Source organism: Halalkalibacter oceani, from assembly GCF_023715705.1.
GTDB lineage: Bacteria > Bacillota > Bacilli > Bacillales > Bacillaceae_D > Halalkalibacter > Halalkalibacter oceani_A.
Genome location: NZ_JAMBOS010000015.1, coordinates 65,108 through 87,737, shown reverse-complemented (window position 1 = coordinate 87,737; position 22,630 = coordinate 65,108). Strand labels below are relative to the sequence as shown.

24 protein-coding genes are annotated in these 22,630 nt (G+C 47.2%); 14 read left to right on the top strand and 10 right to left on the bottom strand.

Translation table 11 applies throughout. The annotated features are described in order from the left end of the window. Positions 1 to 42: 42 nt before the first annotated feature. The 3 genes from M3212_RS14215 to M3212_RS14210 all read right to left on the bottom strand — a co-directional run bounded on the left by M3212_RS14215 (position 43) and on the right by M3212_RS14210 (position 989). Positions 43 to 468, bottom strand: a complete 426-nt coding sequence (locus tag M3212_RS14215; RefSeq protein WP_251194636.1) for a hypothetical protein — start codon at positions 466 to 468, stop codon at positions 43 to 45. A gap of 22 nt (positions 469 to 490) precedes the next feature. Continuing rightward, positions 491 to 622 (bottom strand): hypothetical protein, encoded by a 132-nt coding sequence (locus M3212_RS22120; RefSeq protein ID WP_285874414.1) that lies wholly within the window; start codon positions 620 to 622, stop codon positions 491 to 493. Positions 623 to 710: 88 nt separating this feature from the next. Continuing rightward, positions 711 to 989 carry a hypothetical protein gene (locus M3212_RS14210; protein ID WP_251194635.1) on the bottom strand — a complete coding sequence of 93 codons (279 nt, stop codon included), beginning with the start codon at positions 987 to 989 and terminating at the stop codon, positions 711 to 713. 145 nt (positions 990 to 1,134) lie between these two features. On the opposite strand from M3212_RS14210, the gene M3212_RS14205 reads away from it, so the two are divergent. From M3212_RS14205 to M3212_RS14195, 3 genes are all read left to right on the top strand, one after another. Next, positions 1,135 to 1,962 (top strand): DUF2268 domain-containing protein, encoded by an 828-nt coding sequence (locus tag M3212_RS14205; RefSeq protein ID WP_251194634.1) that lies wholly within the window; start codon positions 1,135 to 1,137, stop codon positions 1,960 to 1,962. 23 nt (positions 1,963 to 1,985) lie between these two features. After that, a complete protein-coding gene (locus M3212_RS14200; protein ID WP_251194633.1) occupies positions 1,986 to 2,210 on the top strand; it encodes a hypothetical protein in 225 nt (74 codons plus the stop codon). Positions 2,211 to 2,305: 95 nt separating this feature from the next. Continuing rightward, the gene (locus M3212_RS14195; RefSeq protein WP_251194632.1) at positions 2,306 to 3,052 is read left to right on the top strand and encodes a YjbA family protein; all 747 of its coding nucleotides are present in this window, start codon (positions 2,306 to 2,308) and stop codon (positions 3,050 to 3,052) included. 493 nt (positions 3,053 to 3,545) lie between these two features. Here the strand turns inward: M3212_RS14195 and trpS are convergent, their stop codons facing one another. Beyond that, positions 3,546 to 4,532, bottom strand: coding sequence for a tryptophan--tRNA ligase (gene trpS / locus M3212_RS14190; RefSeq protein ID WP_251194631.1), 987 nt, complete (start codon positions 4,530 to 4,532; stop codon positions 3,546 to 3,548). Positions 4,533 to 4,696: 164 nt separating this feature from the next. Here trpS and M3212_RS14185 point away from each other — a divergent pair, with 164 nt between their 5' ends. Next, complete coding sequence (locus tag M3212_RS14185; protein ID WP_251194630.1) at positions 4,697 to 5,854, top strand: MGDG synthase family glycosyltransferase; 1,158 nt, start codon at positions 4,697 to 4,699, stop codon at positions 5,852 to 5,854. Here the strand turns inward: M3212_RS14185 and M3212_RS14180 are convergent. Then, positions 5,787 to 5,969, bottom strand: a complete 183-nt coding sequence (locus tag M3212_RS14180; RefSeq protein WP_251194629.1) for a hypothetical protein — start codon at positions 5,967 to 5,969, stop codon at positions 5,787 to 5,789. The two genes, M3212_RS14185 and M3212_RS14180, sit on opposite strands and share 68 nt — an antisense overlap. Before the next feature lie 84 nt (positions 5,970 to 6,053). Here M3212_RS14180 and M3212_RS14175 point away from each other — a divergent pair, with 84 nt between their 5' ends. Next, positions 6,054 to 6,617 carry a TlpA disulfide reductase family protein gene (locus M3212_RS14175; protein WP_251194628.1) on the top strand — a complete coding sequence of 188 codons (564 nt, stop codon included), beginning with the start codon at positions 6,054 to 6,056 and terminating at the stop codon, positions 6,615 to 6,617. Between the two features lie 354 nt (positions 6,618 to 6,971). Here M3212_RS14175 and M3212_RS14170 read toward each other — a convergent pair whose 3' ends face one another. Further along, positions 6,972 to 7,967, bottom strand: coding sequence for a sodium:calcium antiporter (locus tag M3212_RS14170; RefSeq protein WP_251194627.1), 996 nt, complete (start codon positions 7,965 to 7,967; stop codon positions 6,972 to 6,974). Positions 7,968 to 8,340: 373 nt separating this feature from the next. Then, complete coding sequence (locus M3212_RS14165) at positions 8,341 to 8,850, bottom strand: HD domain-containing protein (protein ID WP_251194626.1); 510 nt, start codon at positions 8,848 to 8,850, stop codon at positions 8,341 to 8,343. Positions 8,851 to 9,173: 323 nt separating this feature from the next. On the opposite strand from M3212_RS14165, the gene trhA reads away from it, so the two are divergent. The 5 genes from trhA to M3212_RS22115 all read left to right on the top strand — a co-directional run bounded on the left by trhA (position 9,174) and on the right by M3212_RS22115 (position 12,384). Further along, positions 9,174 to 9,818 carry a PAQR family membrane homeostasis protein TrhA gene (trhA, locus tag M3212_RS14160; RefSeq protein ID WP_251194625.1) on the top strand — a complete coding sequence of 215 codons (645 nt, stop codon included), beginning with the start codon at positions 9,174 to 9,176 and terminating at the stop codon, positions 9,816 to 9,818. A gap of 125 nt (positions 9,819 to 9,943) precedes the next feature. After that, positions 9,944 to 10,174, top strand: coding sequence for an excisionase family DNA-binding protein (locus tag M3212_RS14155; protein ID WP_251194624.1), 231 nt, complete (start codon positions 9,944 to 9,946; stop codon positions 10,172 to 10,174). A 44-nt stretch (positions 10,175 to 10,218) separates the two neighbouring features. Continuing rightward, positions 10,219 to 11,427, top strand: coding sequence for a putative glycoside hydrolase (locus M3212_RS14150; RefSeq protein WP_251194623.1), 1,209 nt, complete (start codon positions 10,219 to 10,221; stop codon positions 11,425 to 11,427). Positions 11,428 to 11,640: 213 nt separating this feature from the next. Beyond that, positions 11,641 to 12,216, top strand: a complete 576-nt coding sequence (locus M3212_RS14145) for a GNAT family N-acetyltransferase (protein ID WP_251194622.1) — start codon at positions 11,641 to 11,643, stop codon at positions 12,214 to 12,216. Between the two features lie 42 nt (positions 12,217 to 12,258). Beyond that, positions 12,259 to 12,384, top strand: coding sequence for a hypothetical protein (locus M3212_RS22115; RefSeq protein WP_285874410.1), 126 nt, complete (start codon positions 12,259 to 12,261; stop codon positions 12,382 to 12,384). Between the two features lie 165 nt (positions 12,385 to 12,549). Here M3212_RS22115 and M3212_RS14140 read toward each other — a convergent pair whose 3' ends face one another. Continuing rightward, complete coding sequence (locus M3212_RS14140; RefSeq protein ID WP_251194621.1) at positions 12,550 to 15,606, bottom strand: efflux RND transporter permease subunit; 3,057 nt, start codon at positions 15,604 to 15,606, stop codon at positions 12,550 to 12,552. 4 nt (positions 15,607 to 15,610) lie between these two features. Beyond that, positions 15,611 to 16,831, bottom strand: a complete 1,221-nt coding sequence (locus M3212_RS14135; RefSeq protein WP_251194620.1) for an efflux RND transporter periplasmic adaptor subunit — start codon at positions 16,829 to 16,831, stop codon at positions 15,611 to 15,613. 350 nt (positions 16,832 to 17,181) lie between these two features. On the opposite strand from M3212_RS14135, the gene spxA reads away from it, so the two are divergent. Next, the gene (gene spxA, locus M3212_RS14130) at positions 17,182 to 17,577 is read left to right on the top strand and encodes a transcriptional regulator SpxA (RefSeq protein WP_251194619.1); all 396 of its coding nucleotides are present in this window, start codon (positions 17,182 to 17,184) and stop codon (positions 17,575 to 17,577) included. A 123-nt stretch (positions 17,578 to 17,700) separates the two neighbouring features. On the opposite strand, the gene M3212_RS14125 is transcribed toward spxA, so the two are convergent. After that, a complete protein-coding gene (locus M3212_RS14125) occupies positions 17,701 to 18,360 on the bottom strand; it encodes a TerC family protein (protein ID WP_251194618.1) in 660 nt (219 codons plus the stop codon). 450 nt (positions 18,361 to 18,810) lie between these two features. On the opposite strand from M3212_RS14125, the gene mecA reads away from it, so the two are divergent. The 3 genes from mecA (at position 18,811) to M3212_RS14110 (ending at position 22,550) form a co-directional block, all read left to right on the top strand. Continuing rightward, complete coding sequence (mecA, locus tag M3212_RS14120; RefSeq protein ID WP_251194617.1) at positions 18,811 to 19,458, top strand: adaptor protein MecA; 648 nt, start codon at positions 18,811 to 18,813, stop codon at positions 19,456 to 19,458. A gap of 120 nt (positions 19,459 to 19,578) precedes the next feature. Further along, on the top strand, positions 19,579 to 21,090 hold the full coding sequence (gene cls, locus M3212_RS14115) for a cardiolipin synthase (RefSeq protein WP_251194616.1): 1,512 nt from the start codon (positions 19,579 to 19,581) through the stop codon (positions 21,088 to 21,090). A gap of 218 nt (positions 21,091 to 21,308) precedes the next feature. Further along, positions 21,309 to 22,550, top strand: a complete 1,242-nt coding sequence (locus M3212_RS14110; RefSeq protein ID WP_251194615.1) for a competence protein CoiA family protein — start codon at positions 21,309 to 21,311, stop codon at positions 22,548 to 22,550. Positions 22,551 to 22,630: the final 80 nt, after the last annotated feature.

The window sequence follows — 22,630 nt, the reverse complement described above, 5'->3', positions numbered from 1 at the left end:
TTTGAGGTCTGGCCAGTAGAAGAAGTACAAATGGCGAACCGTTCAGTGGCCCTTTAGGGTCTGGTCAGCAACAAAGGCTTCCAGCCGTAGAACAAACCACCCGTTCTCACGGGTGGTTTTGATTTTTGGAGGCGGATTATTTAATAAAGAGGATAAAAAGTCGCCGACAGGTACATCACGGACTTGGTCAATAAGCTTATCGAGTTCGGATCTTTTTCGTAAGGAGCCTTCAAGCAGTATTTGAACGGTTTGATCTCTGTCGACAAGAATAGACTGGACGTGAAGGGCATTGGTTAACAAGGCGATAATCACGGCAATTTCATTTGGAGTGAGCCCTGATACCAGGTTATTTGCTTTAGCTTTCTGCTGTTTTTTCTGGTTGAATTGATTCGGAGGAGGCGCTTGCTGCTGCCCCTGACCATAAAGGTACGGATTGCGATAAGGAGGTGGTGAGCCATTTGGAAACATATAAAACCCCTCCTTATAGTAATTAAGAATTAAATACGAATAAAGGACTGGCAGGGACGTCACTCGGTTCGCCATTTCCTAAGTCAAGCAGGAAGCTGATGACAATAAAAAGCGTCATGACAAACAAAAGACCGCGTTGGAATTTGTCGTCCATGTTTTTCACCCACTCTGCGCACTATTTTTCTTTATCTTATTCGTTACGGCTTGACTTTGTTCAAGGAGAAAGCCCTTTGCTTTGAAACTTACTCGTTTTCAATATGCTTCACAAATTGATAGAAATGGCTGAGAGCCATCGTCAAAATTTCGTTCTCCGTCGTTTGGGCGGCGCTCATTCCCACTTTTCGAAAATAGGTTTGAATCTCTTCAAGCTGTTCGAGCTGTTCTTTGTAAAAGGAGCATTTGACATACCTCGTTTCAATCCCGAGATGGGCGGCCAAATGGTTTGTTTTTCCGCATGTCTCGGTAAGCTCGTCCACTAAACGATAATAAGCTTCCAACTGTTGTTCTCTTCCGGTTGCCATCAAGATCCCCTCCTTTTTCTTCTTATTTTTACATAATTATAAAAAAGTGAAAACTGCGAATCTCCAGCGAACCGATGATGAACCTGGACAGATGAAGGTTCATATTATCATTTTTCTTCATATAGTAATGAGAGGAGGGAAAAGCATGGGTGTGGTGCGAACGGATAGATGGCTGCGGATGTATGCCGAGCAATGGGAGAAGGCGGAGAGCTTAACCGAAAAGGTCAATGTCGCCAGGAAAACATTGATAAGGCCGCTTTGCGATGTCTTTCAGACAAAGGATGCTCAGGCATTGCAGGACCATTTGCTGCAGGCCGGATTGTTGCATCCTGACCAGCCTCCTGCTCCCCAATGGCTGGAGCGCGAGGAGCCTTGGCGGATTGTCGCCGAGCAATATCGCCGGTTGCGGCAAAAATGGACGGGGCCCGAAGTGAAAATTTATCTGCTGCCGATTGAGGAGCGCAATCGCTTTTTATCGGAACAACTCGGAGGAAAAATGGGGCTGACCTTACCGGAAGCGGTCATTCTTTTTATTCATCCGGCAATTGAGGAAGAGGAACTGCGAGCTTTGCTGACACATGAATACCATCATTGCTGTCGACTGTTTCAGACTAAGGTGACGGAGCAGGAGATTACGTTATTAGAGTCGATTGTCATGGAAGGGTTGGCCGAACATGCCGTGAAAGAAGAGCTCGGCACGGAACGCATGGCAGTATGGACAAGATATTACGACCGGACATGGAACAGGGATTGGTTTGAGCAGTGGCTGAGGCCTAATCTTGATTTGCCTGACAGAAGGCTTCATTATCGCTATTTATATGGTGACAGGCAACGCGGTATTCCACTTTGGCTCGGTTATTATTGCGGCTTCCGGCTTGTCGCGACGGCATGGGATGAAAAAGCGTCGACTGACAGGCTGCTAACTTGTTCGGCGAAGGAATTGCTGACAAAATCAGAATTTCATGATCGGTAATGAAGAGCGGGGAGGTGGTTAAGTTGATTCGTCTATTTTTTGTAGTCATCGGTATTTTGCTGGCGGTTATTGGCGGTGTCAGCATCCTTGCCTATTTAAATTTGCTGACGACAGGCTATCAGTTTACGATGTACCTTGCCTTTCTTGTCAACCGCATTGAACTGTATCTCTTTTTGGCTGGAGTCGCTTTGACGATTGGTGCCCTCACCTTCCCCTCCCCCGGTAAACGCCGTCGCCCTCCGAAATAAATTATTCTCAGGAATTAGCAGCTTGTGGAATAAACTGGTTCTAGTCTGCCTATACTGTGGATACCAAATTGATTCAGAAGTAAGGGGGGCTTTATATGGTCCATATTCGAGACGTATGGGTCAACTGGTTTGAAGGTGAGGAAAATGGCTACAACGTTTGTGATTTCCATGAATGGCGCAGTGAAGACAAGATTGAGGTGCTGGATCAGGCCAAGCTTGTATTCGTAAGTGCCCGCTTATTTGATTATCTTGAAAATTATTTAGATGAACTGCCTGATGAATTGTTGGAAGAGGTTTACCAGCAAAGCTATTTACGAAAAAACATGTCACGCTTGCAGCTTGATTACTGCTTTGTTGCGACAGATGGTGAGAAAGTGATTGCGATTGATACGATGGGCTATAAAACGCCAATTCGCAAAAGCCGTCTGACACCGCGTCAGGAACAAACGGTTTATGAGCTACTGCAGCAGCATGAATTGAAAAAGTTCGACATTGACCATGAAATTGGCGAAAAGGAATATCATATGCTTTCTCCAGATCCCGCAGAACTGAAAGGGTTGACGCGAAAAGAACGTCAATTAAAGCAGCTGCTCTATATGGCGCTCGATCAGCTTTATACGACGGGGACCGACGCCGAGGTGCGCTATTGGTATACGGAATGGAATCCACGTGATTATATGCGGATTCAAATGCTTGAAAGAGAAGAAGCCTGGCAGCAGCTTTATCAGGAAATTCGCTCAGGGTGGACAAGCAAGCATCACCAGCTATGTGAAGCGATGGTCCGGGGACAGGCGTTTTTCGAGAAACTTTGGGAGCTGGAGCATGGTGAAAGCGTAAAATAACGTAGATTGTGACGTTTTGACGACCTCCATTTACAATTATGCAAGACTCTCCTATAATGAAAAATAGGAAGAAAATCTGTACATAGGAGGGATAGCATGGATAACTTTGCCTATACCGTCATGCAAATTCTCACAGTCGTTTTACTTGTTGGAACATTAGGACTTTCCTTTTTTGTAGGGAAAATCTGGAAAAAGAATAACGGGTACTAAAAAAGCTGGGCTTAAAAGGTTATTTTTACCTTTGCCCAGCCTCTAAGCAATGAAAGCCTCATTCAGGCGTTCAGTCTGTCGACAAAGTCGACAGGCTTATTTTATTTTGTAGTCAGGGTTAGACTGGTTAGACGCTTCGACCTCGCTACCGGGATGGGGACACGCTTTCCGCAGGCGATGCTTGCTTTTGCTGCCATCAATCTGAAAAAAACTGGCGACATGGCTCTTGAGGAATGTAATAACGACTTGAGATATCACAAAGAAAAGCCGCACGCGACTTTTCTTATCTTTTCCGTCCTAAGCCGACTGCTTTCTCCGCTTTTTTAATCATCCGGTTCGCTTTTTCATTGGCTTTTGCTGCTCCGAGGTCCAAGATCGTATCAAGCTCATCCGACTGAATCAATTCATAGTAACGCTGCTGGACTGGGCGCAGCGCTTCGACAACGACTTCAGCCAAGTCCGTTTTAAATTCTCCATACCCTTTGTCGCGATAGCGTTCAACAACTTCGTCAACAGCAATACCTGAACAAAGGGAATAAATTGAAATCAGATTCGTAACGGCTGGCTTGTTTTCTTTGTCAATGTAAATGCCGCCTTCTGTATCGGTGACGGCGCTTTTGATTTTCTTCGTAATCGTCGTCTCGTCATCAAGCATAGAAATAAAGCTCTTCGGATTCGGGCTTGATTTGCTCATTTTCTTTTCCGGTTCCGTCAGCGACATAATCCGGGCGCCGACTTTCGGGATCTTCACTTCCGGTATCGTGAAGATGTCGTTATATTTCTTATTAAAACGCTCGGCCAGATCGCGTGTCAGCTCAAGATGCTGCTTTTGGTCCTCGCCAACCGGAACGATATCTGTGTCGTAAAGTAGAATATCGGCGGCCATTAATGGCGGGTAGGTCAAGAGCGCGGCGGAAACGGCTTCTTTGCCGGCTGATTTATCTTTAAATTGCGTCATTCGTTCAAGCTCGCCTATGTAGGATACACATTGCATGATCCAGCCAAGCTGGGAATGGGCAGGTACTTCCGACTGAATAAAGAGCGTCGATTTGTCGGGGTCAATTCCTGCCGCCAAGTAAAGCGCGGCTAAGCTGCGAATGTTTTCGCGCAGCTTTAAGCGATCCTGCGGTACCGTGATCGCATGCTGGTCGACAATACAAAAATAACAGTGATAGTCATCCTGCATGTCGACAAAATGCTTCATTGCCCCAAGATAATTACCAAGTGTTAACGTACCGCTCGGTTGAATTCCAGAAAAAACGGTTTTCATTCTTGTTCATCCTTTCACCATCTGCATGATTTCTACTTTATCATATTATGCTTGTCCTTTCACCAATCCTTTACGGAAACATAACAAAAGGACGCTTGAATAATTACGTATTTCTTTTCCATACTTTATAAGTAAGGCGCATATTACAGAAAGAGGTGCTATTGATGTCAGGAGTTCCAGTTGTGTTTACCGCTTCGATTGGGAAAGGTCATGATCAGGCGGCGCTTGCGTTGCGGAAGGAACTTGAAGCACGGGGCTACTCCCGTGTAACGGTGATTGATACGCTACATTGGCTTCATCCATTACTTCATCACAGTATCCGCATGTCCTATACGTGGCTGCTGCGCTACCGTCCGGAAATCTGGGGAAAGCTTTTTTCGGAAAATTTTCAATCGTCAAGATGGCTTGATTCCTATGAGAAAATGATTCGTCTTTTTACAAAACAGGTCGAGCGGTTCATCACGCAGGAAAGTCCGCCATTTATTATCTCGACTCATCCACTGGCGACATTGCTGCTGGCGCTGGCGAAGGAAAAGCAGGGCTGCGACATCCCTTTATACAGTGTGGTGACTGATTTTCAACTGCACCGCGCCTATGTACATAAACAGGTAAACCGCTATTTTACGATCGATGAACAGGCACCGCGGTTTGCGATACAGAACGGGCTGTCGCCGACATTGTTTCATGTGAGCGGAATTCCATTTCCGACCGAGCCGCCGACTCCGTTAGAGGCAGCCCTGTTTCGGGAAAAGCAAAATGTTCCTCTTGACCGGGCGACGGTTCTCGTGGCGGGCGGAGGCTTTGGCATTTCAAGCTACGAAACCATTCTCGAAGAGCTGGAATGCATCGATAAGCAGCTGACCATTCTATGTATGACCGGGCGCAATGAGCAGGCGGCGCGGAAAATCAACTCCGTTTCGACAAAGCATGAGGTGCGCATAATTCCGTATACCGCTCATTTTGTTTCGTATATGGCGATCAGCGATGTCATGATCACGAAGGCTGGCGGGCTGACATTGAGTGAGGCGCTCGCCTGTGAAATCCCGCTCGTGCTGTATGAGCCGATTCCAGGTCATGAAGAGCAAAACGCAAATATCGTTGTCGAGTGGGGATTGGCACTAAGAGCGTTTACGCGCCGCCAGATTTCTGAACAGACCGCTCTGATTTTATCGAATCAGCGGGTGAAAGAGAAAATGATTCAATCGGCAAAGAAACGGAAAAAACCATACGCGGCCAGGGAAATTATTAATACGATTACGCTTGGTCAGCATCACGCTGCTGACGTCGCTCACGCAGGCGCATTATCCAAAGGATCAGGTTAAGACCGACTAACGGGAAAAAGATGAAATCATTACGGTTATCCTGCTGATAGGAAATAACAACGAAAATGACGAGGGCACTAACAGCGACGGCTTGAACCATCTGTAATTTGGTCATTGGTTTTTCTCCTCCTTTGCATGATTATGAACGGATGGACATAGGTTACATTATAGCAATTTTTACAGGGAAGAGGCGAATGGGATGAACAATAAAAAGCGGCAAACCTTTTATCGAAGCATCTTGATTCTCTTACTGTGCGGAGTCGGCTTTATGTACAGTCAATCAACAACCGTCTTTCAGCAGGTGGAACAGGCAGTAGCCGCCCAGGTGACAACAGGGGCGCAAATTGGACAAGAAGCGATTTCCTTTGAATTGCCGACTTTAACAGGGAAGCAGGTTGCTCTTGCCGATTATCGCGGACAGCCGGTTGTACTCAATTTCTTTGCGACATGGTGTCATCCATGCCAGGAAGAAATGCCGGTCATCGTCGAGATGGAAAAGCGCCTAAAGGAAAAAAATATCGCCTTTTTGGCGGTCAATATGACGAGCCAGGAAACGGACAGGTCACAAATCAAACCATTTCTTCAGCACTTCCGCGCGTATTTTGATCCGCTTCTTGATGAAGAGGGCGATATTCTGAAAGCTTATCAAATCATTGGTATCCCGACGACGATTGTCATTGATGAGCATGGCATCATCACTCAGCGGATTAACGGCGGGATGACCTATGAGATGATGGAAGATCTGATCCTGCTGCGTAAGTGAAAAAAGGAAGAGAGCTTGAGACAAAACTAGCTTTGGACCTACTGGCAATGGCTTCACACGCCACAAGCCCGTTATGAGAAACCCACTCACAACGGGCTTTAAAAGATCGTGGCGGTTCCGCTCATTGCTTAAAGGCTGTGACAAAAGGTAAAAAAAACAACCTTTTGTCACAGCCTCTCCTTCTTATTGTAGAAGTGATGGAAGGCCGACCAGCCCCTAGTTCATGGAAAGTCCATATTTAAAAAAACTTCAGCAGGGGCGGAACGCCCTGAACCGCCACGATCGTGTAAAGTCCGTTGTGGCGGTTTTGTCACAACGAACCTGTAGTAAGTGGCGCTACTCTAAGCTCTCGTCCTACTGAATAAAGATCAGGTAGGACGAGACGAAGTAGAGAACAATTAAGATTAAGGAAGGGAGAGCGTAGCGGAAGGCTGACTCTCTCGGCTTGCGAACGAGTGAATATAAAACGACGATGGAAAGGATCCCGACTGCCGCCGCGGTAATCTGATGCACATCAGAAGCGGCGCTGATAATCGTCCCTTTCCGGTAAAAGACATCGGAAGCACCGAGGATCAAAATGTTGAACAGATTGCTTCCTAAAATCGAGCCGATCGCCAGGTTATGATTGCGCAGTTGCAGCGCGACAAGAACCGAAACAGCTTCAGGAAGTGATGTGGTTGCCGCAATGAGAAAGCTGCCGACAAAGCTTGCTCCAAGACCTGTAATAACAGCAATCTGATCGCCGCTGACCGTAAGAAGGGTGCCCGCGCCCATGATGACGAGTGCGGCGATAATAAAGCCGATGATAGCCCGCTTTAAAGGAATGGCCGACAAATTATAGGGTGACTCCTCTTCCTGTTCGATTTGCGGCGGTGCGGTCGGCTGCTTTTTCGACAAATAAGAGATCAGCCAGAGACCCGCTGCGTAAATCGTCATCAGCACCCATGTATCAAGCCCAATTTCAAGAAACTGATAGGGCAGGCGAAGGGTCAGGGCCAAAAGAGCGGCAATCGCCAGCAGCAGCCCCAAACTTGCCGTATAAAAGTGCGAGCGGTCAGCGGAAGCGAAAATTTGCTGTTTGCGGAAGTATAAATCAAAGCTTGCTAAAATTAATAAATTAAACATGTTGCTTCCAAAGACGTTCCCGACAGCAATATCGGGACTGTCGAGAATAATCGCCGATACACTCGTTGTAACTTCGGGAAGAGAAGTGGCGCCGGCGAGAAGAATTGTTCCGACAAGCATCCCGCCGAGGGATGTCTTTTCCCCGATTGTATCGGCATAAGTAGAAAGTTTCACAGCAGCGATCACCGTCACGACCGCCGCTAAAATAAACCAGACAAAAACCATTGAAGCTGCCTCCTTTTCTTTAACACCACAAAAAAAGACCCTTTTATGAGAGTCTGCCCGTAAATCGCGGCTCTCATAAAAAGGTCTTGCGTACTTTATGAACATGATCATTCATGCCAGAAAGCTCAATGAACCGAGTGGAATTCCACTGTCATGACGACTCATTGACCAGTTGGTCGCTACTCCCCTTTTCGGGTATCCAGTTGTGTTGGACTAAATGTAGCATGAAGCTCAGGACTTCGTCAATAGAAAAGCGCGCAATCGTGATTGGAAAGGAAGAAGGGCGGAAAGCAGCCAAAGGTGAAGGCAGAGCTTGAGGGACCAGCTGAACGCAGGAAAAAGCGGCGGCTCCGTCCGGAACACGCCGCTTTTTCTATATGGCAGCTTCTACTATTTTATCCAGCTCGCCGAGCATCTGGCGGGCCCGCTCATCTGCAATCGTGCGATAATGATGCTCTCCTCCCGGTTCCTCATCCGCTTCGTCGGCAAGAGCGACCACGTATTGAAGCGGCTTCAGCTCAAGCTCTCCTTCAGGCAGATAGGAATCGGTATGGAGCAGAATCGCCAGGGCAATTTCTTTGGCGACTCGTGGGTGTTCCCCGAGGCGGATCAGCAGTTTATGTGCCCGCTCCGCCCCTTTGATCGCATGAATATCATATTCCTTATATAATTGGTAATCCCATTGGCCGTCCCGGTACCACGTATAGTGACCAATATCATGAAGAAAGGCCGCCTTTGTTGCCATATCGGGATCGACATCATGCTCTTGCGCCAAGCGGAACGCATGATAAGCGCAGGCGATGGCATGAGCCATGCCGGAACGTTTTACAAACTTTTGCGTAATCGGATGGTCGAATAGTTGAACAAGAGTAACATATCTCACCGTGCCTTCCTCCTTTGTGTTAGATCATTATCGAAAAGGATCATTTTTTTTTAAAGATCAGAAAGGATGGAAATGTCCGGATTGTATTCGGGGCAGGACGCCGGGCTTCGGGCGTCACGCAACTCGCAGAAGTCGTCCGTTTACAGCCATCCTCAAATGCCGGTAACAGCTCCGCACGCTTCCAGGAAAAGCCGTTACACGGTTTTACTTATTATATTAACGCGTGTTGGTCAATGCAACCATGATGTAGAAAATCTTGAAAAAACAGCGATTGATCGGCGAGAATTTGGTATACTATAAAAGAAGAAGAAAAGGGGGAAAAAATGGCGACTACTCATACGTTTTCAAAAGAAGAAGAACTGGCAAATGCCATTACCCACGGAATTGGTGTCCTGTTAAGTATAGCAGCTCTCGTGCTGCTGATTGTGTTTTCGTCTGTTCACGGCACAGCGCTCCATATTATCAGCTTTACGATTTACGGAGTTACGATGCTGATGTTATATTTTTCTTCAACGATGCTTCACAGCTTGCCGGCCGGCAAATTAAAGAACATCTTTGAAATTTTTGATCATGCTTCGATTTATTTGTTTATTGCCGGGAGCTATACACCCTTGCTTTTTATCGTCGTTCAAGGGACACTTGGCTGGACGTTGTTCGGCATTGTTTGGGGGCTGGCGACGGCGGGAATCGTGTTTAAAATCTTTTTTGTCAAGCGCTTCCTGTTTCTGTCGACGCTGTTTTACATCGGAATGGGCTGGCTAGCGATATTTGCGATCAACCCTCTGATTGAGAACATGCCTTTTGCAGGAGTTGTCTTGCTCGTGACCGGGGGGCTTTGTTATACATTCGGGACGATCTTCTACGTGTGGCGCGGATTCAGGTTTCACCACGCTGTATGGCATACCTTTGTATTGGCGGGCAGTGTGTTGCATTTCTTTATGATCCTGTTCTACGTACTGCCGATTTGATCTGAGAAGACAGCGAGCTGGTGAGGACCGCCCGCTGTCTTTTCTGTTTTTGAAACGTTTTTTTTCGGGTAGAAGGATGACAAGCTTTTTCGACTGACGTTATAATTTGAAGGGAGGAACGGAAGATGTACATTACAGTTGCAGAGTTAGCAGACTATTTGGAGTTGCCGGAGGCTTATCTTCAGCAGCAAATACAGCTTGGTCATATTAAAGCATTTCATGATGGGAAGCAGCAGCTAATCAATCGTGACCAGTTCATGTGGCATAAAGAACAGCTTGATGTAAAGCGCAAGCAACTGGCAGCTGAAATGGAAGAGCCGCTTCCGGAAGACTGGGATGCCAAGGATGAAGATTAATACATAGATGACGGAAAGATACGAAGAAAGGATCGTGAATGGAGATGGGGAAGCCGTGGACGAGAATGCTCATGCTACTATGTGTCTTGACGTTATTTGGTCCTGGAGCGGTTGCAGCAGAAACCGAGACAAGCGTCGCCACTGGGAAGGAGCACCAGCATAAAGCATTGGCCAAAACGACACTTGCCCTGCCGGGTGATGTCGTTCGCTTCGTCTATGATTCCGGCTATCAGTTTCCTTATCCGGAAGACGGGGTGCGGGGGATTTATGTGACCGGGAATTCAGCGGGCGGCGAGCGCTTTTCAAGCTTGCTTGAGCTGGTCAACACGACAGAGTTGAATGCGATGGTCATTGATATTAAAGAGGATCATGGCTATTTAACGTACCGGCCCGGGGAGGATTCTCCATTCTATCCTATTTCTCAAAATTATATTCATGATCCGGAACAATTGATGCGTACGCTTGAAGAGAACGAGGTTTATCCAATTGCCCGGATTGTCGTCTTTAAAGACTCCGTTCTTGCAGAACAACGGCCGGAGCTGTCCTTTCTCGATGGCGGAAAGGTATGGAAGAACGGGCGGGGCGAAGCATTTGTCAATCCTTTCTTAAAGGAAGTATGGGATTATAACATCGATATCGCCGAGGAGGCAGCCAAGCTGGGATTCCAGGAAATTCAATTCGATTATGTCCGCTTTCCGGAAGGGTTTGAAAGACGTGACGAGGTGCTGCAATACAGTGTGGGGGAATATGAAGGTGGCGACGGCGATCACGTGCAAAAAAGGGTGGCGGCTGTGACCGATTTTGTTTCCTATGCGAAGGAGCGACTGGAAAAGTATGACGTGGATGTATCGGTCGATATTTTCGGATACGCTGCTACGATCAAGGAAGCACCAGGCATTGGACAAAACTTTTCCAAAATCGCCAACGAAGTCGATGTTATATCGTCGATGATTTATCCAAGCCACTGGACGCCTTATTTTGGCATAGACAAGCCCGATTTATTTCCATATGAGCTGACGCGTGAATATGCGAAAGTGGAAAATGGCATATTGGCGCAGCTTGACAATCCACCGGTTTCACGGCCGTGGATTCAAGACTTCACGGCAAGCTGGCTTGGGTCAGGGAACTATCAGCGTTATGGAAAAGAAGAGGTTGAAGCTCAAATCCGCGCTTTACATGAGCAGGGAATTAACGAATTCTTGCTCTGGAATGCAACAAACCGCTACACAGCGGGGGTAGACTATAAACAATAGCCGGCCTCGTCCCGAACAGCGATTCGGGACAAGGCCTTTTTCTGAAACGGAGCAAAGCGGACGAATCGGGGTTTATTCTATGGATGCTCCACCTTAGTTTTCCTCATGAAAGAAAATCAGTGCTTTTTCCAGTAAATGCTGATTTGATCGCGTTTAACCATTAGCGACATTGGAATATACTATAAATGAAGATAACTAACGGGAGCTGAGTTGATGAATTGGTACGAAAAGTTGAGCAAGTACTTTCCAATTGAAGAGATGAAATCAAAAGAACATATGGAGCTTCTTTTAAAAGAGAAAGCGGATATTTACCATAAGGATGAAGGACCAAATCATGTTATGATGTATGTAGAAACAGATGATTTCATTTTTGTTGATTATTTGTTTGTCTCCAAGGAGGCAAGGGGGCAGGGGCTGGGAAAGAAGCTGTTAAATCAATTGAAAGAAAAGCAAAAGCCGATTATCCTTGAAGTAGAACCGGTTGATTATGAAGACAGTGACACAAAAAAGCGTCAACGTTTTTACAGTCGCGAAGGGTTCACGCATGCACAGTCTGTTGGGTATCGTAGGCGCTCTCTGGCGACAAATGAGGTTAATGAGCTTGAAATTCTATACTGGTCTCCTCATAATGATTCCGAGCAAAGCATCTATGAAAAGGTTAAGCACACGTATGAGACGATTCATACGTATAAGGATAAGCAGCTTTACGGTGAATCCTATGAGGATGTCGATCAGGTTGTCACCTATAATGCGAAAGAGGCCGAAGCAACCGACCAACCGACCGTGTAGGCGCTGAATCGTTCACCATAACAAATAAGGTGGGTGATTTGGATGAAACGTATTGCAAAAAACCGTAAGAAAAAACGTGAGCTGGTGAAGGAGTTCTTGAAAAAGAATCTGAAAAATTGGAAAGAAAAAACAAAGCAGCAGCCGTTACCAAATCGCTATTCTGCATAAAGAACGTCTGAACAAGGCCTGTCGGCCCGATTCAGACGTTCTTTTTTATTGATGTTAAAATTTTTCAGCTTGAGAATGGAACCGGCTCCGTTCCTTCCATGTCTGTCCGCTAGCATCCGCCATTAAGACAGAACCGAAAGACGGTCATCCCTCCACGCGTTCCTTCTAAGAAGAACGTTCCTGTCGTTTCTCCTTCCGCTGGTCGGTGAGATAATAAATGACTGGAATCAGCAGCAACGTAATAAAGGTCGACACAGCGAGTCCGCAGACGATCACTATCGCCATAGGCTGCTGGATTTCCGTACCTTCGCCAAAGCCGAGTGTTAGCGGGATCAGCCCGAGAATCGTCGTCAGCGCCGTCATCAAAATCGGGCGCAGTCGAATTGGACCGGCTTGAATGATCGCCTCGTATGAGCTGTAGCCATTCTTTTTCAATGTATTAATATAGTCGACGAGAACGATCGCGTTGTTGACGACAATCCCCGTTAAAATTAAGATTCCGACAAGAGAACCGACCCCGATCGGCTGATTGGTGAGCAGCAGCCCGAAAATGACGCCGATCGCTGTAACCGGGACGGAAAACATAATGATAAACGGGTAGAAGAAGGATTCAAAGCGTCCGGCCATGACCATGTACACGAGGACGATGGCGAGCGCGATGGCTCCACTAAGCTTTGTAAAGGCGTCGTTCATTTGTTCATTCTGTCCACCAAAGCTTATCCGGTACCCGTTCGGCAGCAAAGGACGCACCTCTTTAATCAGCGTCTCTTCAATGTCATTGATGACACTGCCAAGATCTCGATTTAAAATCGAGGCGGTTACCGTGACCTCACGCATCCGATCCGACCGTCTAATCGTGCTTGGTCCTTCTCCCCGTTCAACTGTCGCAACAGAAGCAAGCGGGATCCGCTCTCCGCCAGGCGTTGACAGCAGCAGCTGTTCGAGCTGTTCGAGCGAGGCGGTATAAGCGTCATCCACCTGGAGTCGGACATTAAGCTCTTCGCCGTGTCTCGCAATCCGGGTCGCCACTAATCCGCGCGTCGCATCGCTGATTGTCGAAGCGATTTGCGCGCTTGTGATGCCGTAGGAGGATGCAGCCTGACGGTTGATCGCTACGGTCACTTCCGGATTGCCGGCGGTATAGTTCGTAGTCGGCTCCCGCACCCCTTCAATGGTTGAAACCGTCGTGACAATTGCTTCAGAAAGCTGCTCCAATGTTTGAAGGTCCTGCCCTTTAACGGTAATTGAAATCGGGTCATCGGTAAAGCCACTGTCGCTCGCCGAGACACGAATATCCGTGTTTGGAACTGCGGCGAGGGACTCGCGGATCGAGTCGGCAATTTCCAGGTCGGAAGCAATGCGCCTATCTGTGTCGCTTAGGAGCAGACTATAGCTTGCTCTGTTTGTTTGTGAGCCGGCACCAAGGGAAAAGCTGTCCGTCCCGCCGACAGTCACATAGGCCAATTCGACTTCTGTAAAAGCAGCGAGTTTTTCATTAATTTCTTCCGTCGCTTGATAGGTTGCTGACAGGGCGCTGCCTGGCGGTAAGCGGACGTCGATGCTGATAAAGCTCTGATCCTGGGCCGGGAGAAACTCCGTGCCTAACAGCGGAATACAGCTTAGAGAGCCGGCGAGGAGCGCGGCGGTAACCGCGATGATCCGCTTTGGCCGTCGCAGGCTGAATTCGAGCAGTCTTTTGTAGACGGACTTTGTTTTCTCAAAGCCGACCTGAAAGACGGATGTCTGCTCTGTCGTTCGTAAAAAGGTCGAGGACAGCAGCGGCACGATGATCAACGCTGTGATCAGGGAAGCAAGTAAAGCAAAGGCCACCGTGAGCGCCAATGGTTTAAAAAGCTGAGCCGCGAGTCCGTCGACGAAGACAATCGGTAAAAAGACAACGACGGTCGTCAGCGTCGAAGCGACAATCGCGCCGCCAATTTCGCTCGTTCCGTGAATCGCCGCCTCGCGCAAACTTTCCCCTTCCTGGCGCTTGCGGTAAATATTCTCGAGAATGACGATCGCGTTGTCAACCATCATTCCAACGCCGAGAGCCAGCCCGCCAAGGGTGAGGACATTTAACGTTTCACCTGAGAAATACATAAACAAAAAGGTCGTCATAATCGAGATCGGAATCGATAAGGCAATAATCAACGTGCTGCGAATGTTCCGCAAAAAAAGATAGAGCACAAGAGCCGCCAATCCTCCCCCAAGGAGAATATTCAAAAAGACAGCATTGATTGATTGCTCGATAAAGCGGCTTTGGTCAAAAATCGTTTGAATCTCGATTCCTTCGGGCAGCTGCTGCTTCAGATCATCGAGCTCATCGTTGATCGCTCTCGTGATCTGGACGGTATTCGTTCCGGACGCTTTCAAAATCGAAAGACCAACCGCCGGCTCGCCATTCAAGTAGCTTTCCTGAGAAGAGGGAGCTGCGGATTCGCTAATGTCGAATAAATCACCAAGCAGCACGACGCCGGCATTGGTCGGTATTGGAAGCTGCTCTAAATCAAAGACCGAGGCGAACTCACTACTGACGCGAATCGGAAAAGATTGATTCTGGTCATGTACTTCACCCGCCGGGAAATTGATATTCTCACTGGCAATGAGCTGTTGAAGCTCCTGTAATGTCAAGCCGTACTGCGCAAGCACGTCAGGCTGAATATCGATCCGGATTTCTTGTTCACTTCCACCCTCGACCTGGACCGAAGCAACGCCGTCAACCGCGTCGAGCCGCGGCTTGATTTCATTTTCGATTAATTGCTTGGCTTCAGCCGTGTCCCCGCCCGGCTCTGTAATCGCGAGCTGGACGATTGGCAGCATACTTGGATCAAACCGCATTACTTGGGGAGACTCCACTTCGCTTGGCAGCAGCTCCCGGACTTGATCGATCCGTTCGCGCATCGTCAAAGCAGCGAAGTCCATATCCGTGCCCCAATCAAAAGCGACGAGAATCAAGGCGCCGCCTGTCCGGGAAGTGGAGGATACTGACTCGACGTTCGGAATGCTGGCCATCAGTTCTTCGATCGGCTGCGTAATCAATTCCTCAATTTCTTCGGGGCCTGCCCCGTCATAGGTAGCCGTTACGGCCACAACAGGGAATGTCAGCTCCGGAAAGAGATCAACAGGTAAATGGCGCAAAGATACACTTCCGAGGATGATCAGAAAAATAATAAACATCGCCATCGCCACAGGGCGTAATACAGATAATTTAGCTAGATTCATGTTTTCACTCGCTTCTTACTGTGATCGCGGCTCCGTCTGTGAGCCGCTCCTTACCAACGGTTACCACTTCATCATCTTCACTTACGCCTTCTATCACCTGAATGGTTGCACCGTCACGGGTGCCCAGCTCAAGCTCCTGCCTGCGCACGCGATTATCTTCGGCGACAAAGGTGTACGGCTCTCCATCCTGATAAAGAACCGCATCGGCAGGGATCACGACCGCCTCCTGAACGGTGCCTAGTTCGACTGTCGCCGTTACTCTCATACCGCCCTTTAATTGCAGCGACTCATTTGGAACGGTCGCATGGACCATAAAGGCGTTTGTTTGCGGGTCAATGACCGGCGAAACGGCAGTCAGTTCTGTCTCGACCGCTTCGTTCCAGCCGGCAATACTGAGTGAGAGAGGCATCCCCGGCTGTAATCTGGCAACCTGGAAGCTGTTTACAGCAAAAGCTGCATCCATTTTGCTCAAGTCGCTGACAATTGCCAGCGGTTGATTAGGAACAGCGGTTTGGCCGGCCGTGACATCAAGCTGAGCGATTGTGCCGGCAATTGGAGCTGTGATTCTTGTCGCCGCCAGCGCGCTTTCCGCCTGACGAACCGCCTCCTCCGCTTGATTGATCTGCATCGACAGCTCCGCCGTGTTCAGCGGAGCAGAAAGGCTTCCGGCCCCTGCGGCCTGGGTCAGCGCCGCCTGTCTGAGAGAGACATCAAGACTCGCTTGTAGCAAATCGGTCAGCGCCTGCTGATCAGCGTCTCCTTCTCCTTCGCCCAATGCTTGAAGAAGCTCCTGAGCCCGTTCAATTGAAGCGAGCAATTCAGTTTCGAGATCAGCAGCCGCCGACATGCTTTGTTCGACAGACTGATTGATCTGTTCGGCCTGATGCAAAGCCTGCTTCAGTTCATCGAGTACTTGACTGGCCTGGTTAACCTGGCGCCGTGCTTCTTCGTCATCGAGGGAAATCAGCAAATCTCCCGCTTCTACGGCTTGTCCAACCTTTGTATGTACGTCCGTCACTTTAAGCGGCATTGTCGTCACTAATGGAACCTGTTTATTAGGAAGGAGCTGCCCTGATAATTCCAGTGTTTCCCCAATCGAGCTGATTTGAACAGGGGCAAGCTCAACAAGAAGCTGCTGCCTCTCTGTCTGCTCATTTGTTATATCGTCCGTCGCACAGCCTGCCAGGAGCAGAAGAATGGTCATCGCTGCTAACCACTTTTTCATGCGCTTCACCCCTTGTAAATAATCTATAGATATTAGCTTATCAAAACGTACTATATTTTAACGAAACGACAAGGAATCTTTCATTATAAAGTGTGACAATCATGTGACAACTATGAGCCAATTGAGAAAAAATTTGTTTTTTAACTAAATAAACATATATGTTTAGAAAGTTTTTTTGTATAATAGGTTTAGGGAAAACATCTAAAGGGTATTTTTCATTATCTTTATTTAAGGGAAGTTTAACTTTTTCTATACAAAAGTTAAACAGATCTGTATAATTAGAGTATCAACATTTATAATGGTATTCAAGCTCGACATAGATCTCATAACCTGGAAGGAGAGGTCCGTACATGGTCACTTTATTAACATCACCAAGTTGTACATCATGCCGGAAAGCAAAGGCTTGGTTAGAAGAACATAATATCCCGTTTGAGGAACGTAATATTTTTGCAGCGCCATTAACAGTGGAGGAAGTAAAAGAGGTTGTCAGAATGACCGAGGATGGAACAGACGAAATTATTTCGACACGCTCGAAAGTGTTTCAAGAGCTTGACGTTGAGCTCGAGTCTCTTTCCTTGCAAACATTATTCCAAATCATTAGCGACAACCCCGGCCTGCTTCGCCGTCCGATTATTTTTGACGAGAAGCGTCTACAGGTTGGCTATAACGACGCGGAAATTCGCCGCTTCCTTCCACGCAAGGTGAGAACATTCCACCTTCAGGAAGCACAGCGCCTGGTTAACTGAAAGAGGGTATCCCGAAAAGGGATACCCTCTTTAGCAATGTGCGGAGCCGCCACGTTCTATTAAAGTCCGTTGTGAGTGGGTTTCTCACAACGGGCTTGCGGCGAGTGAAGCCATTGTCCGCCCTCAGTTTTTACTAACGGTTTTTTTATAAGCGCCGAGCAAAATTACTCCGGTGATGATCGTAATTTGCAGGCCAAGCGCAACATAGTCGAATTGTTGAAAGAGAGGAGCGAGCATCTCCTCGTGCGTGATCATTCTTGAAGCGGTATAGGCGAGGATCCCCGCTCCGACATAAATAATGATCGGAAAGCGGTCAAAGAGGTTCAGGATTAATTTGCTGCCCCAAATGATGACCGGAACCGAGAAGAGCAGACCGATCATGACGAGCAACGGGTTGCCGTGCGCGGCTCCGGCGACGGCAATTACATTGTCAAAGCCCATCACAAAATCGGCTATGATGATTGCCTTGATCGCGCTCCATAAGCTTGTACCGCCGTTAACATCCCGCTCGTTTTCCGTTTCGGTCAACAGGCTGTAGGCGATATAAATCAATAAAGCGCCGCCGATTGCCAGCAAAAACGGGATTTCCAGTAAATGAACGGCGATGATCGTCAATCCCATGCGAATAAGGAGAGCTAGCCCGAGACCGAATAAAATCGCTTTATGACGAATCTCTGCCGGTAAGTTCCTGCAGGCAAGGGCGACGACAATGGCATTGTCTCCGCCCAAGATGATGTCGACTCCTATAATTGTAAAGAGTGAAATGAGAAAATCCGTATCCACGATCGATCATCCATCCTTTAGTAAAAACATTTTATTTTTTCATAAAAATCATTGACAATTCATATATGTATCAGTGACAATAAAAAATTAAGAAAGGCTTGTTTTTTTTCATCTATAGAATCACCATATGGTCAAGCCGGAGATTTTATGATGAGAAAAGAGGAAGTTTTTTAATGAAAATGGAATGGAGAAAACCGCATGATGGCGGGGTTTTGCTGAGATGAAGGTGGCTTTTTTCTGAAAAATCGGAGAAAAAAGCAGCTTTTAGATTTCCATTTTCAAAGGATTTATCATAAAATAGAAGAAAGCAGATCATTCATTTGCTGACCAGCCGGCCCATACGTTCTCTGCTCATTCAAGGTTGATCGAAAGGATTACGGGTATAACGTAAGAAAGGTGTTTGCTGGATGAATCCATTAACCAATGACTCGAGTAGGAGGGAGAGCGAACATGGATATTGAACGCGTCAATGATACGACCATTAAATTTTTTATCACGTATAAAGATATTGAAGACAGAGGATTTGACAGAGATGAAATCTGGTACAATCGTGAGCGTGGAGAAGAGCTCTTCTTCGAAATGATGAACGAGGCCAGCGATAATGATGAATTTGAATTGGACGGTCCGTTGTGGATCCAAGTTCACGCCTTGGATAAAGGTCTTGAAATTGTTGTGACGAGAGGGCAGGTTTCCGGCGGAAATGTGAAGCTGGAAATTCCGGTGTCGCATGATAAGGATCATGATGACCAGGATCTCGTTGACCTGATGTCCGGCAATGCTGATGGCAAGGTAGACAAGACTAGCGAACCACTAGAAATCGTAATTGGCTTTAACGATTTCGAAGATGTGATTTCCTTAAGTCATAATTTCCATATAAACGACTTGCACAACGAGCTTTATCATTTTGAAGGTACTTATTATCTTCACGTTATTTTCGACGATGAAACATATAACGAAGATCAGCAGGATGACATGCTGAGTCAAATACTGGAATATGGCTTCGAATCAGACATTTCGATTTACAGAATAATGGAATACGGTAAAGAGATTGTGAAGGCCAATGCACTTCCGGTGATTCGAGATTCCTTTTCCCGGTAATCCAGGTGAGCGAGTTGATTACATTAGGCAATCAGCTCGCTTTTTCTTAAATAAGCAAGAATGCACTGCTCTGAGCTTTTCTTAGATGAATAAGCCAAATATTCACCCAGGAGACTCTATATGAAGAATCGATTCAATATTTTGGCTTTTTTAGCGCTTGTTCTGGCCTTCCTGTATATGTCGCGCTTTTTTTTGCAAGGCTGGATTGTCGGAACGATAAGTATTGCTTTTACGCTTTCCGTCGCGTTTATCGCGGTCGTGATTTTTTTTGAAAACAGACATCCGACGAAAACATTAACGTGGCTCGTCGTCTTGGCAGCGTTCCCGTTATTCGGGTTCTTTTTTTATTTGCTGTTTGGGCAAAATCACCGAAAGCAGCGTACCTTTTCGATGAAGGCACTTGAGGATGAAGAAGCCTTTCGCCAGATTGAAGGGACGAAGCAGTTAAACGAAGACCAGCTGCGGAAAATGGGGGACCATCAGCAGCTGCTGTTCAGACTCGCCCACCGTCTCGGTTATAATCCAATTTCGTTTGCGAGTGAAACGAAGGTGCTGACTGACGGAAAGGAAACGTTTGCTAATATACTCCAGGCGCTGCGCATGGCTGAGCATCATATTCATTTGGAATATTATATTGTCCGTGATGACGGGATCGGCCAGGAAATAAAGCAGCTTCTGATTGAAAAAGCGAAGGCGGGCATTGAAGTTCGCTTTTTGTATGATGCTGTCGGAAGCTGGCGGCTGTCAAAAGCCTATATTGAGGAATTAAAGGCCGGCGGTGTCGAGGTGGCGGCGTTTGCGAAGGTCAGGCTGCCGTTTTTAAATCATAAACTGAATTACCGCAATCATCGTAAAATCATTGTGATTGATGGCATTGTCGGATTTGTCGGCGGTCTCAACATCGGCGATGAATACTTAGGCAAGAACAAATACTTCGGTTATTGGCGTGATACCCATCTGTATGTCAGGGGAGAAGCGGTGCGGACATTGCAGTTAATATTTTTGCAGGACTGGTATTATCAAACCGGAAAGAAAATCCTCAACCCGACTTATTTATCCCCTGTTCTAACCTCGATGAAGGCCGATGGCGGTGTGCAGATGATTGCCAGCGGGCCGGACACGAGATGGGAAGTGAATAAAAAGCTCTTCTTTTCGATGATTACATCGGCCAAGAAAAACGTCTGGATTGCCAGTCCGTATTTTATACCCGATGATGATATTTTGAGCGCATTAAAAATTGCCGCGCTGTCCGGTATAGATGTCCGGATCCTTGTCCCGAACCGGCCGGACAAACGAATCGTCTTTCACGCCTCACGCTCTTATTTTCCAGAGCTGCTTGAGGCGGGAGTGAAGATCTATGAGTATAACCGCGGCTTTATGCACAGTAAGCTGATCATCGTCGATCATGAGCTGGCCTCGATCGGTACATCAAATATGGATATGCGCAGCTTTCATTTGAACTTTGAAGTGAATGCGTATCTTTACCGGACGAAAAGTGTCACAAAGCTTGTTAGTGATTTTGTCTACGATCTTGAACATTCGAACCAGCTCAGTTTTGAGCTTTTCCGTAATCGATCTGTATATTACCGCTTGATCGAATCAACGTCGCGCTTATTGTCACCTCTGTTGTAATTGCGCGTAACCATATGAGGAAGTCGCAGGGAAGGCCGTGCCATCGCTCGTTACATTCTCGATGAAAGAACTTTACTTTGATGGAGTATAACCATACTGTTACGGAGCCGCACAGTGCTTCTTAGAAAAGCCGCTGTGCGGCTTTTCTAATTTTTTTGCAGGATTTTGACTAAACGGCTCGAAGTAGTCAGCTACAGTTTTATAAAGGTGGTGACAAAATGTTTACGGCAGAATATCAGGATGGCACGACGATTTCTCTGCTCGAAGGCTGGCAGCTTGCAGAATTGAAGCAGCTCCGGCGTGAACAAGAATTTTATTGCCGCTCGTGCAAGGAGCCGCTTCTGTTAAAGCTTGGCGGCAAGAGGCAATGGCATTTCGCCCATCGCACGAAGTCAACGTGCAAAGCAATGGGCGAAGCAGAAACTCCCTATCATCTGGAAGGGAAAAAGCAGCTCTATTACTGGCTGAAAGGTCATTCTCTTGATGTAGGAATCGAAATCTATCTCCCAATTATTCAACAGCGCCCCGATTTAGTTGTCCGCTATCAGCAGCGACTTTACGCCGTAGAATTCCAATGTTCCCCGATTCCTGTCTCTGTAATTGCAAAACGTTCGCGCGGCTATCAAGAAGTCGGTATTACCCCGATCTGGCTGTTAGGAGGGAACCGTCTCAAGCGCCAGCGCTCCTCCACTTACGCGATTCAAGCTTTCGAATGGCACGCGTTCCGTCACTATCCACCAGACAACCTCAGTTTGAGCTATTACTGCCCTGAACAGCATTCCTTCGCTTTTCTCCAGCATGTCATGCCCTATTCCGCTACCCGCACACTTGCTGAATTGCAGCAATCTCCGCTTGAGAGTACACAGCCTGCCGCCCTTTTTCATCAGCCGAAGCAGCTGCCGGCCAGAAGAATGAAATGGCTCGAAATCAAAAAGCATTGGCGTTATCAACATCCACTTTCCTATCCCAGTCGGGTGGAATCGTATTTACTCCAGCTTTTATACCGTTATTCTCTCCCGCGCAATCTCTTCCCAATTGAGGCCGGCTGGCCATCTCCGTACTATTATTATTTTGAAACATCCCCTTATCATTGGCAAACCTTCCTCCTGTTTGAGTTTCTTGAACATCAGCCTCTGACTAAGCCATTCACGCTGCAAATAGTCAGCCGTTGCATTCAGCCTTATATGTTGAAAGGTCTTTTTTCAAGACGTCAGATTCATGAGGAGGCCGGCTGGCTCCAGGCAGTAAAAGGCTACCTGTCATGGCTTTGCCAAATGGGCTATTTAGAGCAGACCGGGGAGGAATACTTTAAACGAGTACGCAGCATTGTTATTCCTCGTACAATGGAGGAAGCCTTCCGGCTCGATGCGGCGGCTGCGCGTCGGTGCTTCACGATGGAGGATGAAGCAGAGAATTCCGGGGACAATAAAGGAATCAATTCGAAAAAAGCGAATATATAAACAGAGGATGTAAAAGGAACCGTCCTGCTTCCGCCAGGAAGCAGGACGTGCTGACTTAAATTTTCGCTAACATGGAGGTA

What these genes read in the sequence shown, in the direction of transcription:
- M3212_RS14215 (WP_251194636.1), bottom strand. Translation starts at nt 468, where the DNA reads ATGTTTCCAAATGGCTCACCACCTCCTTATCGCAATCCGTACCTTTAT.
- M3212_RS22120 (WP_285874414.1), bottom strand. Translation starts at nt 622, where the DNA reads ATGGACGACAAATTCCAACGCGGTCTTTTGTTTGTCATGACGCTTTTT.
- M3212_RS14210 (WP_251194635.1), bottom strand. Translation starts at nt 989, where the DNA reads ATGGCAACCGGAAGAGAACAACAGTTGGAAGCTTATTATCGTTTAGTG.
- M3212_RS14205 (WP_251194634.1), top strand. Translation starts at nt 1,135, where the DNA reads ATGGGTGTGGTGCGAACGGATAGATGGCTGCGGATGTATGCCGAGCAA.
- M3212_RS14195 (WP_251194632.1), top strand. Translation starts at nt 2,306, where the DNA reads ATGGTCCATATTCGAGACGTATGGGTCAACTGGTTTGAAGGTGAGGAA.
- trpS (WP_251194631.1), bottom strand. Translation starts at nt 4,532, where the DNA reads ATGAAAACCGTTTTTTCTGGAATTCAACCGAGCGGTACGTTAACACTT.
- M3212_RS14185 (WP_251194630.1), top strand. Translation starts at nt 4,697, where the DNA reads ATGTCAGGAGTTCCAGTTGTGTTTACCGCTTCGATTGGGAAAGGTCAT.
- M3212_RS14180 (WP_251194629.1), bottom strand. Translation starts at nt 5,969, where the DNA reads ATGACCAAATTACAGATGGTTCAAGCCGTCGCTGTTAGTGCCCTCGTC.
- M3212_RS14175 (WP_251194628.1), top strand. Translation starts at nt 6,054, where the DNA reads ATGAACAATAAAAAGCGGCAAACCTTTTATCGAAGCATCTTGATTCTC.
- M3212_RS14170 (WP_251194627.1), bottom strand. Translation starts at nt 7,967, where the DNA reads ATGGTTTTTGTCTGGTTTATTTTAGCGGCGGTCGTGACGGTGATCGCT.
- trhA (WP_251194625.1), top strand. Translation starts at nt 9,174, where the DNA reads ATGGCGACTACTCATACGTTTTCAAAAGAAGAAGAACTGGCAAATGCC.
- M3212_RS14155 (WP_251194624.1), top strand. Translation starts at nt 9,944, where the DNA reads ATGTACATTACAGTTGCAGAGTTAGCAGACTATTTGGAGTTGCCGGAG.
- M3212_RS14150 (WP_251194623.1), top strand. Translation starts at nt 10,219, where the DNA reads ATGGGGAAGCCGTGGACGAGAATGCTCATGCTACTATGTGTCTTGACG.
- M3212_RS14145 (WP_251194622.1), top strand. Translation starts at nt 11,641, where the DNA reads ATGAATTGGTACGAAAAGTTGAGCAAGTACTTTCCAATTGAAGAGATG.
- M3212_RS22115 (WP_285874410.1), top strand. Translation starts at nt 12,259, where the DNA reads ATGAAACGTATTGCAAAAAACCGTAAGAAAAAACGTGAGCTGGTGAAG.
- M3212_RS14140 (WP_251194621.1), bottom strand. Translation starts at nt 15,606, where the DNA reads ATGAATCTAGCTAAATTATCTGTATTACGCCCTGTGGCGATGGCGATG.
- M3212_RS14135 (WP_251194620.1), bottom strand. Translation starts at nt 16,831, where the DNA reads ATGAAAAAGTGGTTAGCAGCGATGACCATTCTTCTGCTCCTGGCAGGC.
- spxA (WP_251194619.1), top strand. Translation starts at nt 17,182, where the DNA reads ATGGTCACTTTATTAACATCACCAAGTTGTACATCATGCCGGAAAGCA.
- mecA (WP_251194617.1), top strand. Translation starts at nt 18,811, where the DNA reads ATGGATATTGAACGCGTCAATGATACGACCATTAAATTTTTTATCACG.
- cls (WP_251194616.1), top strand. Translation starts at nt 19,579, where the DNA reads ATGAAGAATCGATTCAATATTTTGGCTTTTTTAGCGCTTGTTCTGGCC.
- M3212_RS14110 (WP_251194615.1), top strand. Translation starts at nt 21,309, where the DNA reads ATGTTTACGGCAGAATATCAGGATGGCACGACGATTTCTCTGCTCGAA.